The sequence below is a fragment of the Pseudoalteromonas sp. BSi20652 genome, assembly GCF_000239855.1.
GTDB lineage: Bacteria > Pseudomonadota > Gammaproteobacteria > Enterobacterales > Alteromonadaceae > Pseudoalteromonas.
This window is the reverse complement of record NZ_BADT01000138.1, coordinates 1-13,088: the sequence shown is the minus strand read 5'-3', so window position 1 is coordinate 13,088 and position 13,088 is coordinate 1. Positions and strand designations below refer to the sequence as shown.

Here is a 13,088-nt window from a genome sequence, read left to right as displayed (position 1 = left end):
TGAACGCGTATCACATGCTAATAATCGTGTTAAATTAAAATTAAATGAGTTACTGGACGCTAAAATAATTCGCCCTAAATATAATCCTAGAATACAGGCAGTTGTAAGTAATTTTTTTGTAGTTCAACCACATACAGATGAAAATTTACAGCGGCTTGAAGATGCTGTCGACTCATTAGTCAATACACTATCTAGCGAATTAATTAAAACGAATCAAACAGATCTAATTCAACCATTGATTGATAATATAGAGTACTTTGTATCTGAGCTTCCTCAACAAGGAATTTTATATAATAAGAGCTTTTATACAAATACGTTACCTCCACTTATAGCCCTACTTAAAACCGAAAATAGTTCACAACCTACTGATACTATTGATGATCAAATTAAAATACCTGCAACCCCTTCCGATTCACAACTTAATCAAGACATAAGCATTGCTTAAATAATAAAAAATTAATTTGCAAAAAACCAAAACACTGTATAAATTAACAGTTAATTGACTGGATGGATAAACAGTATGTTAATTGGTTTAGAAGTTAAAAATTTTGCGATTGTTAGTAATTTAAATACCGAATGGCAACATGGCATGACCGCAATCACTGGTGAAACCGGTGCTGGGAAATCTATTGCTATTGATGCATTGTCACTGTGCTTGGGTGAGCGCGCAGAAGCATCTGCTGTTCGTCCAAATACGGATAAGGCAGAAGTATGCGCCCAGTTTGACTTAACTGAACTTCCGCTTGCTCAGGCCTATTTAGAACAACATATGCTAAATAACACCGATAATGAGTGTTTATTGCGTCGTGTTGTATGTAAAAATGGCCGCAGTAAAAGCTATATTAACGGCAGTGCTGTTACCGCGTCACAGTTAAAAGAACTTGGCCAATATTTAATTTCTATTCATGGTCAACACGCCCATCAGTATCTATTAAAAGCGGAGCATCAGTTACAACTGTTAGATGCTTATGCAGGGCATCAACATTTAGTTAATCAGGTATGCCAGAGCTATAAGCAATTTGCTAACTTACAAAAAGAGTTTAAACATTTAGAGCAACAACAATTACAACAAGCAGCCCAAAAGCAATTATTAGAGTATCAAGTAGCCGAGCTTGATGAATTTGCACTGCAAAAAGGTGAATTTGAACAAATAGAAGCTGAGCATTACAAACTTAGCAATAGCCAAACTATCTTAGAAGCCTGTCAACGTGAATTACAGCATTTATATGAAAGTGATGAACAAAATGCATGCTCATTACTACAACACAGCGCTCAACAATTTACAGAGCTTGCTCAATACGATGAAAGCTTAGCTAGTGTTGCTTCATTACTTAATGAAGCCGCTGTACAAGTTGAAGAAGCTAGCCGTGAAGTACGTAATTACACAGAGCAAGCAGATCTAGACCCCGCCCGCTTAATAGAGGTAGAGAGTAGATTGAGCGGCTCAATGGATTTGGCTCGTAAACATCATATAAAACCACAACAGTTAGTTGAATTTCATCAATCTATTTCGCAAGAACTTGAGTCGATAAGCAATAATACTAATAGACTTGAACAACTGGAGTCGGAAATAGAAAGTGCGCTAATAAATTATAAAGATGCAGCAGAAAAGCTAAGTAAAAGCCGCTATAAATATGCCAATACACTTAATACATTAATAAGTAAGAGTATGGCCAATTTGTCGATGGAAAATGGCATTTTTGAGATAACCTTGGTTCAAGAGCCTGAACGAACTCCAAACAGCTTAGGATACGACAATGTATCATTTTTAGTATCAACTAACCCAGGTCAGCCACTTCAGCCATTAGCTAAGGTGGCATCGGGTGGTGAGCTTTCGCGTATTAGTTTAGCTATACAAGTAATTATTGCTCAAAAAGTAACAACTCCAACTCTAATCTTTGATGAAGTTGATGTAGGTATATCAGGCCCTACTGCATCGGCTGTAGGCAAGCTTTTACGCCAACTAGGTAAGTCTACCCAAGTAATTTGTGTTACTCATTTACCACAAGTCGCTAGTAGTGCTCATCAACAATTTTTTGTCGCTAAAGAAATAGCGCAAGGAGAAACATTTACTTATATGATGCCTTTAAATAAAGATGGCCGTATTAATGAGATAGCCCGCCTACTTGGTGGCGATAATGTAAGCAAAACAGCCAAAGCGAATGCTAAAGAATTAATAATGGCTCACGCTTAAGACATAAACATTATTAATGAGTAAGCTGTTTTAGTTTAATCAGCAATTGTAAAGGATGAGTAAAATGCAAAGTAATATACTTTACATCGGTTTAGGATTGAGTTGGTTATTACTCATATCGAGTCTATTTTTAACTATTTTTAGTCGCTTTAAACACACGAAATTTAAACAACATTTATTTCGTTTTTTAAATTTAGCTTTATTAATACAGGTGTTGGTAGGTGCTCTATATGCAACAAGTACCTCAAACGGCAATACAAGTAGCAGTTACTGGGCTCTTTTAACTATACAAATAGCGTGTAACTTACTTTGCTATATTAGCGTAAAACGCCGTATAGCCAGAGTAAAGTCTTCACTTGACTCTTTTTCAATGGATTAAATCTAACTAAAAATAAGAGTGTTACTAGGAGCAAGTTCTATTTTTACCTTGCTCTTTTGCTTTATAAAGTAATTCATCTGCATGCTTTATATCAAGGTCAATAGAACGACTCTCATCACATTGAATAACTCCCATACTGATTGTTAGGTTCGCCCTGTTTGAAGATAAATTTACTGCATTATTTTTAAGTGAAGTATGTATATTATTTGCTATCTCCACTCCCTGAGCAGTTAATACGTTGGGTATAACAATTAAAAACTCCTCACCTCCCCATCGAGACGCAAGCGCATTATCAGGTATATTTTGCTTTAAAATATTAGCTAGGTGTATAAGTGCTTGATCACCAAAATTATGTCCGTATTTATCATTTATTTTTTAAAGTTATCGACATCACAAAGTATTAATATAAAAGGAGTTTGTTCACGCGATAAAGAATACTTAAATTCCTCTAATTTACCCATGGTGTATCGTCTATTAGGCAAACTAGTTAATGGGTCTATTGTTGCTAGTAACTCGTTTTTTTGACTCAAAGCGATAATTTTATCGTTATATTTCTCTCTTGAGTACTCATAAAAACCACCCAACATAGCAACAATAATAAATGTCAGTATTATTCTAGATGGAAATTCAGTAGGGTTGTAATGATGGATATTAAAAAATTCTGCGCAATAGAAGCCAAACATTATAAACAAAAGAAACAAGGTAATATCGTATGTTCCTCTCTTTAACCCGCGAATTGAATAGGTTACAGGCGATACTATAAACACCCATATAGGCCCCGTACCTTCAACACCACCTGTTACGACCAAGTAAAACATTAATACATATAAATTATAAAGAATTATACTCGTAGATTTTTCTACACTTTTATGAAGACTAAGCGCCAATACATAGACGGATGACGAGCTAAAAAGTACAGCTGATAAAAGATAATCACTATTGATGAGAGCAATACAGGCCATTACAAAAGTAGCTGTAAAACCAACTGACGAGAAAAGTCTAACAATCAGCTTTCTTTCCGTGTTATCTGAGTATTCGTGCATAATTTATGATTTTTTCTTGTATTAATTAACGCCGACTTATAGATATAAAGTAAGCAAATAGTAAACAGCTTTATATTTTGTGCTTAATTAGACTTTAAATCAAGTAATAGACCTATACTTATTAACCTAAAAAAACACCAATTTACAGTTGAAATTAATGCATACTTGGGCTTATTGCGTAAGCTCCTGATAAAGCGATTATTTTAAATAATAAGTAAGAGTAAACCTTCCTTTGCCTCGTATAGTGCTTATTTGAAATTGTAATAATAATCACCTCACTTTAAAAACCATTAATTGTAGTGGTCAATAAAATTCGGCCACTGTTTTAAAATCCTTTTATCTAACCTCAACTTAATTTGGCTTTCAGTTATTAACAATTTTTAGAGTGTGTAAAACGAAAATAAAAAATCCGATAAACAAGGTTTATCGGATTTTCAAATACCTAAAAACAGATCAACTGTTCTCAACTTTAATATACAAAGTGAGCAGTATTAAGCTTATTTTTATGGCGCTATCATACTTTTAGATAATCCATAATACCTTCTGCAGCGTTACGTCCCTCAAAAATAGCCGTTACCACTAAATCTGAGCCTCGTACTATATCACCGCCAGCAAATATCTTAGGATTAGTAGTTTGATGTGTAAATTCACCTTGCTCTGGAGCATTAATGCCACCCCAATGGTTTATTTCTACATCGTATTTTTCTAACCAATCCATTTTATGAGGCTGAAAGCCAAATGCCATAATAACTTGATCGGCTTCAATAATATGTTCGGAATCAGGTACTTCTTCAGCGCGGCTTCGACCTTTTACGTCAGGTTCGCCTAATTTAGTTTTAACCATTCTAACGCCAGTTACTTTACCTTCATCGTTCAATACAATGCCTTTAGGCTGAACGTTATAGGTAAATATAACGCCTTCTTCTTTGGCGTTTTTAACTTCACGTTTAGAGCCCGGCATATTTTCTTTATCACGACGATATGCACACGTCACTTTTGACGCATTTTGACGAATAGACGTACGTACACAGTCCATTGCCGTATCACCACCGCCTAATACAACCACTTTTTGGTTCGCCATATCAATACATGGCTGCTTGGTCTCATCGTAACCCATTACACGGTTCGTATTGCCAATCAAAAACGGTAATGCATCGTGAACACCTGGTACATCTTCATTTTCAAGACCTGCACGCATGCTTTGATACGTACCAACACCTATAAATACAGCGTCGTAGTCAGCTAAAATTTCATCAAGTGTAATATCAACACCTACTTCAACATTTAGCTTAAACTCTACGCCCATTTCAGTGAAAATTTCACGACGCTTTTGCATTACTGATTTTTCAAGTTTGAAAGAAGGAATACCAAACGTCAGCAATCCACCAATTTCTGGATGGCGATCAAATACGACTGGTTTAACACCATTTCGCACTAAAATATCTGCACAACCTAGGCCTGATGGACCTGCACCAATAATAGCTACTTTTTTATCAGTCCATGTTACATAAGACATATCAGGCTTCCAGCCCATTTTAAATGCCTCATCAGTAATGTATTTCTCAATATTACCAATGGTAACCGCACCAAACTCTTCATCTAATGTACATGAGCCTTCACATAAGCGGTCTTGTGGACAAACACGCCCACAAACCTCCGGTAGACTATTCGTACGATGAGAAAGCTCAGCCGCCTCTATGATACGACCCGTGCGTATTAACTTTAACCATTGTGGAATGTAGTTATGTACCGGACATTTCCATTCACAGTAAGGGTTACCACAATCTAAACAACGGTCCGCTTGCGAATTAACCTGATTCTCTGAAAAGGGTTCGTAAATTTCCACGAAAGATTTTTTACGCGACGATATTGGTTTTTTGCGTGGGTCTACACGCTGCACGTCTATAAATTGATATACATTTTCGCTCATACTTCCCCCTTATTGCGCTTGAACACGAAGTTCAGCGCTACTGCGAGCGCGATGCCCGAGTAAACTTTTTACATCACTTGAGATTGGCTTAACTAATTTAAACATAGGTAAATACAATTCAAAGTTAGCTAAAATACTTTCTGCTCTGCATGAACCTGTAAGCTCTAAGTGCTCAGCTATCAATCCACGTAAATGCTCTTGATGCGATGTTAATTCATCAAGCGTTACTATTTCGACAAGTTCTGGATTAATGCGTTTTTCAAAATCGTTTCGCTCATCTAAAATATAAGCAAAACCACCAGTCATACCCGCACCAAAATTAACGCCTACATTACCCAGCACACACACAACGCCACCGGTCATGTATTCACAACCATTATCGCCAACGCCCTCTACAACCGCTTGCACACCTGAGTTACGAACTGCAAAGCGCTCACCTGCACAACCTGCTGCAAATAGTTTCCCACCTGTAGCGCCGTACAAACATGTGTTTCCGGCAATGGTTGCTTTATGGCTTTCAAAAGATGAGCCAAGTGGTGGACGAATAACTAATTTACCACCCGCCATACCTTTGCCTACGTAATCGTTTGCATCGCCTACTAGTGTCATTTCAAGACCACCGGCATTCCACACACCAAACGATTGACCTGCAGTACCGTGTAGTTCAATGGCCACAGGATCTGCTGCCATACCTTGGTTGCCATGTTTATCAGCAATATAACCAGAAAGCATTGCACCGACCGACCTATCAGTATTGCAAATACGACTCACAAGCGAAATACCGCTTGATGTGTCTATTGCCTCTTGTGCTTTAGCAAGCAAACTTTCGTTTAATTTACCTAAGTAGTGCGAGCTATTTGGTGCACTGCAATAAAGTGTCTCACCCGTTGGGTTATTTGGTTGAGCTAAAACAGACGATAAATCAATTTTCTTTTGTTTTGCTGTTTTGCCTTCAATTGCTTCAAGCAAATCTAAACGACCGATTAAATCAGTTAAGTTAACGACGCCTAGGCTTGCCATAATTTCACGTGCTTCCTGTGCTATAAACTTAAAGTAGTTCATCGCCATTTCTGGTAAGCCGTGGTAGTGCTTTTGACGCAACGTTTCGTCTTGTGTTGCAACACCGGTTGCACAATTATTCAAGTGACAAATACGTAAGTATTTACAACCAAGCGCAACCATTGGTCCAGTGCCAAAGCCAAAGCTTTCCGCACCTAAAATTGCGGCTTTAATAATATCAAGACCTGTTTTTAAACCACCATCTGTTTGCAGACGAATACGATGACGCAATCCGTTTTCAACGAGGGCTTGCTGCGTTTCAGCAAGTCCTAATTCCCACGGACTACCTGCATATTTAACTGAAGTAAGTGGGCTTGCGCCTGTGCCGCCGTCATAGCCAGAAATAGTGATTAAATCGGCATACGCTTTAGCAACACCTGTCGCAATGGTTCCTACACCTGGCTCTGAAACCAGTTTTACAGAAATAAGTGCTTTAGGGTTTACTTGTTTTAAATCGAAAATTAGCTGTGCTAAATCTTCAATTGAATAAATATCGTGATGCGGTGGTGGCGAAATTAACGTAACACCTGGAACCGAATAACGAAGTTTAGCAATGTATGGGGTTACTTTTTCACCCGGTAATTGTCCGCCTTCGCCTGGCTTTGCACCTTGCGCCACTTTAATTTGAATAACCTCAGCACTACGCAAGTAATGCGGTGTTACACCAAATCGACCTGAAGCAACTTGTTTAATACGCGAGTTTTTCTCGGTGCCATAACGCAGTTTATCTTCACCGCCTTCACCAGAGTTTGAACAACCACCTAAGCGGTTCATTGCAATTGCTAGAGCCTCATGCGCTTCTGGCGATAATGCACCAATACTCATGGCCGCTGAATCGAAACGCTTATAGAGGTTTTCTGCAGGCTCTACATCATCAATGCTAATGCCTTGCTCTGGAGTTTTAAGCGCAAGCATGTCACGTAAAGTAGCAATAGGGCGCGTATTAACAAGTTTTGCATATTCACTGTAATCACTGTATTCACCAGAACGAACTGCTTTTTGCAGAGTTTGAATTACATCCGGGTTATAAGCATGATACTCACCGCCATGTACGTACTTAAACAGGCCGCCGTGGCTTAATAGTTTACGCTTACTTAGAGCAAGTTTGTGTAAGCTTTGTTGATCATCATCAAAATCTGTAAAGCAAGCGCCTTTAATACGACTTGCAACACCTTTAAAGCACATTTGCACAATAGCATCAGATAAACCAACGGCTTCAAACAACATTGAACAACGATAAGATGCCACTGTACTTATGCCCATCTTAGACATAATTTTATACAAGCCTTTATTGATAGCTTTACGGTATGAAAGGGTTACCTCACAGTACGACTTATCAATAATTTTGTTATCGCTCATTGCTACAAGTGATTCATAAGCAAGATACGGATAAATTGCTGTTGCACCAAAACCCAGTAACACAGCAAATTGATGCGCATCGCGCACACTGGCTGTTTCAATAATAATATTTGATTCACAACGTAAATTATTATCTACCAGACGATTTTGTACAGCGCCTACAGCCATTGCCGCAGGGATTGGTAAATTCGTTTCATCAAAATTACGGTCTGTTAAAATAAGCATGATACAACCAGCGGCTGCTTTTTCTTGTGCTTGGTCACAAATACGCGTAACCGCGTTTTCTAAACCTTCTTCAACTGTGTAGGTAATATCAATTTTACAGTAGCTGTAATGCGCTTCATCAGCATTAAGTAACTGCTGCATGTCTGCATACATTAAAATTGGCGTATCAAACTGTAGGCGCTTAGCGTGGCCTGTTGTCTCGTTAAATACGTTTTGCTCACTACCAATACATGTTGCAAGCGACATTACATGGTTTTCACGCAGTGGATCGATAGGTGGATTTGTTACTTGCGCAAATTTTTGGCGGAAGTAATCATACAGCGAACGATGCCCTTCACTAAGCACTGCAAATGGCGTGTCATCACCCATTGAGCCTGTTGCTTCTTGGCCGTTTTCACCCATTACACGAATAACGCTATCAAGCTCTTCGTTGGTATAACCAAACATTTTTTGATATTTAGCTAACGTTTCGTCATCAAATGAGCGATTACCGGCGTCTTGCTCAGTAAGTTCTTCAAATGGAACTAAACGCTTAACGTTCTCTTCAAGCCATGACTTGTAAGGATGGCGAGATTTTAAATCTTGATCGATTTCATCTGAGTGCCAAATTTTGCCAAGCTTAGTATCAATAACTAATAATTCACCTGGACCAACACGGCCTTTTTCAACCACTTCATCGGCAGTGTAATCCCAAATACCCACTTCTGATGCAAGCGTAATAAAACCATCTTGTGTAATTACATAACGCGCAGGACGAAGTCCATTACGGTCAAGGTTACACGCCGCAAAACGACCATCCGACATAACAATACCTGCCGGGCCATCCCATGGTTCCATATGCATAGAGTTAAAGTCGTAAAATGCACGTAAATCGTCGTCCATTGCACGGTTTTTCTGCCATGCAGGTGGCACAAGCATACGCATAGCGCGAAATAAATCCATGCCACCAGCTAAAAATAGCTCAAGCATATTATCTAGGCTTGATGAATCAGAACCGGTTTCGTTTACAAACGGCGCTGCGCTTTGTAAATCAGGAATAAGCGGTGACGCAAACTTGTATGAACGTGCGCGTGCCCACTGGCGGTTACCTTCAATAGTATTAATTTCACCATTGTGTGCTAGATAGCGGAAAGGTTGAGCTAAAGGCCAACGCGGCTGAGTATTAGTAGAAAAGCGCTGATGGAAAACACAAATCGCACTCGTCATACGAATATCAGCTAAATCTAGGTAAAAATTTGGTAAATCTGCAGGCATCATTAAGCCTTTATAGATAGTTACCAAACCAGATAGACTTGCAATATAGAAAGCTTCGTCATCAACAATGCGCTTTTCAGCACGGCGGCGTGCTACATATAAGCGACGCTCTAAGTCTTTAGAACGCCAACCTTCTGGCGCGCTAACAAAAATTTGTTCAAAACCTGGTAATTGCTGTACAGCAATAGGACCCAACATAGATGGATCGGTTGGCACAACGCGCCAGCCTAAAATGTTGAGTGTTTCTTTTTCTAATTCTTCGCTAAGTATTTGTTTTGCAGCTTGCGCTAAAACAGGGTCTGAATTTAAAAAAATCATACCTACTGCGTAGTTTTTACCTAAATGCCAATTATGTTCACTGGCAATAGCACGAAAGAAGCTATCAGGTTTTTGTAATAACAAACCACAGCCATCGCCTGTTTTACCATCAGCAGATATACCGCCACGATGCTGCATACGATCCAGGCCTGTAATGGCAGTACGTATAAGCCTATGGCTGGCTTGACCATTAACTTGGGCTATTAAGCCAAAGCCACAATTTTCTTTTTCTAACTTTGAGTCGTATAACATAGACCCCTCCCCTTGCTGCACTGTTAGCGTGGATGAACTGCTCGACGATTTGCTAACAGACGGACAAAACTAGCCTCTATCTTAAATAGAGTCAATAGCACTTTGAATACATATTCACATTCTTGAATATTTCTCACTTCATAGCAAGATTTCTTTTTCATCATCAATTTTAACAATTAGCACTATATTAGCCGTTATTTTTTCATAACACCGGTGTCAAGTTTAACATTTTGTAAAGAAATGACACTCACAAATATACAGTTTACGTAAACGTAAAGCACCATATACATGAATAACTATTCAAATAAACCAGCGTTATTCAGTTAACATTTAGATAATTTTATGCTATCTGCGTAGTTTTTAGGTTTAACCTCTCTCTTTTTTGCAGCTACTTTGTATAATTATTAATATTTGTGGCATTTTTAACCTTTTAATAGTGAATTTTTATTTAAAACTATGTCCGATGCGGACACATAAACTGTCCGCGGACATCATTTTTAAGAACAAAAAATAAAAAGCACTTTAATATCAATGCGATAATAGTTGGCATATTAATCGTATAGCTTTACATATAATCGCTAATTGGAATTACTATGTTTACTCTAAGCTTATATTTACTCTCTCCTATTGCCGCTATTTGCACAGCAGCTTTATTACTGCTGTGCGAAAAATACATAAAAGCAATTTAGGGGAAATTAAATGATTAAAGATACCAGCGCACAAGACATACAAGTAAAGACACCTATAAGCTATAAAAAATACGCGATAATCACTGCGATTGTTTTCATTGTGGTCTCTACAATTGCTTATATTTTTTTAACGAGCCATAGCGCTAAAAGCTCTATTAGCCGCTCAAAAGTACAGATTGCAAAAGTACACGTTAAAGCGCTCATTCGAGACATTGCCGCCAGTGGTAAAATTGTTGCTGCTAATGCTCCTAAAATCTACAGTCCAGAACGGGGGTTTATAGATTTAAAAGTAAAGGCCGGCGATACAGTAAAGCAAGGCAACACACTTGCCCTGCTGCAAAGCCCTGAGTTAACTAATGAATTGAAGCAACAGGAGTCTGTACTTAAAAGACTTGAAGGCGAACAGCAAAGGCAGCATTTGCAAGCAAGACGCCAAACACTCACCTTAAATAAAACACTCGATATGGCAGAAGTTGAGCTTAACGCCGCTGAGCGCGAAAATCGTCGCGCGCAGTTATCAATTCAAAAGCACTTAATTAGCCAAATTGATCTTGAAAAAGCAGTTGATGATTTATCACGTGCAAGGCTCTCGTATAAACATGCACAACAAGAGGTATTGCTTGCCAAAGACACGCTCGCTTTTGAACTACAAGCTGCTAAAAGTGATGTGACCCGCCAACAACTTATTGTTGATGATTTAATCAGAAAAGTAAGCAACCTATCTATTAAGGCTACCGTTACTGGGATCGTGGGTAACCTACTTGTGCAACAAAAAGCCGCAGTGACGCAAAGCCAACCTCTTATGACACTCGTCGACTTAAGTAATTTCGAAGCGGAACTTCAAGTACCTGAAAGTTACGCCAACGAATTAGGACTCGGTATGGAAGTAGAGCTTAAGTTAGGCAATGAAACAGTGATGGGGAATTTATCCGCCATATCACCAGAAGTTAATAATCGTGAAGTAACAGCACGCGTCCGATTTAAAGGTGTTACTAACAACATTCGCCAAAACCAACGCTTAACTGCACGTATTTTACTCGACAACCGAGAAGGTGTAATGCAGGTAAAACGCGGAGCTTTTATGCAGCAAGGCGGAATTTTTGCTTATAAGGTAGAAGGCAATATTGCAAAGCGCATACCTATTACAATAGGCGCCACCAGCATTAATGCGGTTGAGCTTTTGAGCGGACTAAAAGAAAACGATGAAATTATTATTTCAAGCTACAGCGACTTTAAGCAAGCCGATACGATTTTATTAAATTAAACAGACGTTCTCAACCAACGCTAAAAATAATTAGGAACAACCATGTTACAAATGAACAATGTAAGTAAAGTATACCAAACAGAAATGGTACAAACCCATGCGCTTCGAGACTTTAACCTGCAAGTAAACGAAGGCGAATTTATTGCTGTTACCGGTCCTAGCGGCTCAGGAAAAACAACCTTTTTAAATATTGCAGGTATGCTCGAGCCTTTTAACGAAGGTGAATACCTGTTGGATGGCGTTAATGTTGGCAGCCTAAACGATAACCAACGTGCTGATTTACGTAATCAAAAAATTGGCTTTATATTCCAAGGCTTTAATTTAATCCCCGATTTAAATTTATATGAAAACATAGAAGTTCCTCTTCGCTACAGAGGGATTAAAGCAAATGAGCGAAAACGTCGAATTGAACAATGCCTTGAACAAGTTGGTTTAGCATCTCGCGCTAAACACTTACCTCAACAACTCTCTGGTGGCCAGCAACAACGTGTGGCAATAGCCCGTGCGCTTGCCGGTGAACCTCGTTTTTTACTTGCCGATGAGCCAACAGGTAACCTTGACAGCTTAATGGCTCGCCAAGTTATGGAGTTACTTGAGCAAATAAATCGCGACGGTGCCACTATTGTAATGGTAACGCATGATAGCGAATTAGCCCGCCGTGCTCCGCGTAATATTCAAGTAGTTGATGGACAACTTGCCGACTTTACGCTTTATCAAGGCGCGCAAACTATAAAAACAGCATCGGGGGTTTAACTAATGTTTATTCATTATTTAGATTTAAGTTGGCGCAGCTTCAAGCGCACCCCACTGGTTAGCTTTTTAATGGTACTTGCCATTGCGATAGGTATAGGCATAACAATGACCAGCCTTAGTGTTTATCATATGATGTCGGCCGATCCTATCCCAGATAGAAGCAGCCAACTTTACAGTGTGCAATTACAAACAATGGACGATGGTAGTACGTGGCGGACAGAAGATAACGTGCCACTACAACTTACCTATCAAGATGCAGAGAACTTATTAAAGGCACCCTCTTTAGATAGGAAAGTGGCCATGATGCGTACCGGCTTTTCGGTTTATTTAGACTCTGACAAAATAAACCTTTTATTGGCAGTGCCCGCA

At 38.9% G+C, this 13,088-nt stretch carries 7 protein-coding genes and 3 pseudogenes; 6 read left to right on the top strand and 4 right to left on the bottom strand.

Going from position 1 to position 13,088, the window contains the following annotated elements:
• The 3 genes from P20652_RS18465 to P20652_RS06860 form a co-directional block, all read left to right on the top strand.
• The coding region (locus tag P20652_RS18465; protein ID WP_033017592.1) for a hypothetical protein at positions 1-445 on the top strand (445 nt) is incomplete at its 5' end.
• A 75-nt stretch (positions 446-520) separates the two neighbouring features.
• A complete protein-coding gene (gene recN / locus P20652_RS06855; protein WP_008169861.1) occupies positions 521-2,194 on the top strand; it encodes a DNA repair protein RecN in 1,674 nt (557 codons plus the stop codon).
• Positions 2,195-2,258: 64 nt separating this feature from the next.
• On the top strand, positions 2,259-2,573 hold the full coding sequence (locus P20652_RS06860) for a hypothetical protein (RefSeq protein WP_008169860.1): 315 nt from the start codon (positions 2,259-2,261) through the stop codon (positions 2,571-2,573).
• 24 nt (positions 2,574-2,597) lie between these two features.
• Here P20652_RS06860 and P20652_RS21030 read toward each other — a convergent pair.
• The 4 genes and pseudogenes from P20652_RS21030 to gltB all read right to left on the bottom strand — a co-directional run bounded on the left by P20652_RS21030 (position 2,598) and on the right by gltB (position 10,013).
• Positions 2,598-3,034 (bottom strand): annotated as a pseudogene (locus tag P20652_RS21030) (GGDEF domain-containing protein).
• A gap of 141 nt (positions 3,035-3,175) precedes the next feature.
• A pseudogene (locus P20652_RS21495) lies at positions 3,176-3,535 on the bottom strand (GGDEF domain-containing protein); the annotation flags it as partial.
• Between the two features lie 595 nt (positions 3,536-4,130).
• A complete protein-coding gene (locus tag P20652_RS06865) occupies positions 4,131-5,546 on the bottom strand; it encodes an FAD-dependent oxidoreductase (RefSeq protein ID WP_008169853.1) in 1,416 nt (471 codons plus the stop codon).
• A gap of 9 nt (positions 5,547-5,555) precedes the next feature.
• On the bottom strand, positions 5,556-10,013 hold the full coding sequence (gltB, locus tag P20652_RS06870) for a glutamate synthase large subunit (RefSeq protein ID WP_008169852.1): 4,458 nt from the start codon (positions 10,011-10,013) through the stop codon (positions 5,556-5,558).
• Positions 10,014-10,712: 699 nt separating this feature from the next.
• Here gltB and P20652_RS06875 point away from each other — a divergent pair.
• The 3 genes and pseudogenes from P20652_RS06875 to P20652_RS18455 all read left to right on the top strand — a co-directional run.
• Positions 10,713-11,966, top strand: a complete 1,254-nt coding sequence (locus tag P20652_RS06875; protein ID WP_008169851.1) for an efflux RND transporter periplasmic adaptor subunit — start codon at positions 10,713-10,715, stop codon at positions 11,964-11,966.
• Between the two features lie 42 nt (positions 11,967-12,008).
• On the top strand, positions 12,009-12,719 hold the full coding sequence (locus P20652_RS06880) for an ABC transporter ATP-binding protein (protein ID WP_004335374.1): 711 nt from the start codon (positions 12,009-12,011) through the stop codon (positions 12,717-12,719).
• Between the two features lie 3 nt (positions 12,720-12,722).
• Positions 12,723-13,088: pseudogene (locus tag P20652_RS18455) on the top strand (ABC transporter permease); the annotation flags it as partial.

Bases quoted from the DNA above. Each gene is read 5' to 3' on its own strand.
- recN (WP_008169861.1), top strand. From the start codon at position 521: ATGTTAATTGGTTTAGAAGTTAAAAATTTTGCGATTGTTAGTAATTTA.
- P20652_RS06860 (WP_008169860.1), top strand. From the start codon at position 2,259: ATGCAAAGTAATATACTTTACATCGGTTTAGGATTGAGTTGGTTATTA.
- P20652_RS06865 (WP_008169853.1), bottom strand. From the start codon at position 5,546: ATGAGCGAAAATGTATATCAATTTATAGACGTGCAGCGTGTAGACCCA.
- gltB (WP_008169852.1), bottom strand. From the start codon at position 10,013: ATGTTATACGACTCAAAGTTAGAAAAAGAAAATTGTGGCTTTGGCTTA.
- P20652_RS06875 (WP_008169851.1), top strand. From the start codon at position 10,713: ATGATTAAAGATACCAGCGCACAAGACATACAAGTAAAGACACCTATA.
- P20652_RS06880 (WP_004335374.1), top strand. From the start codon at position 12,009: ATGTTACAAATGAACAATGTAAGTAAAGTATACCAAACAGAAATGGTA.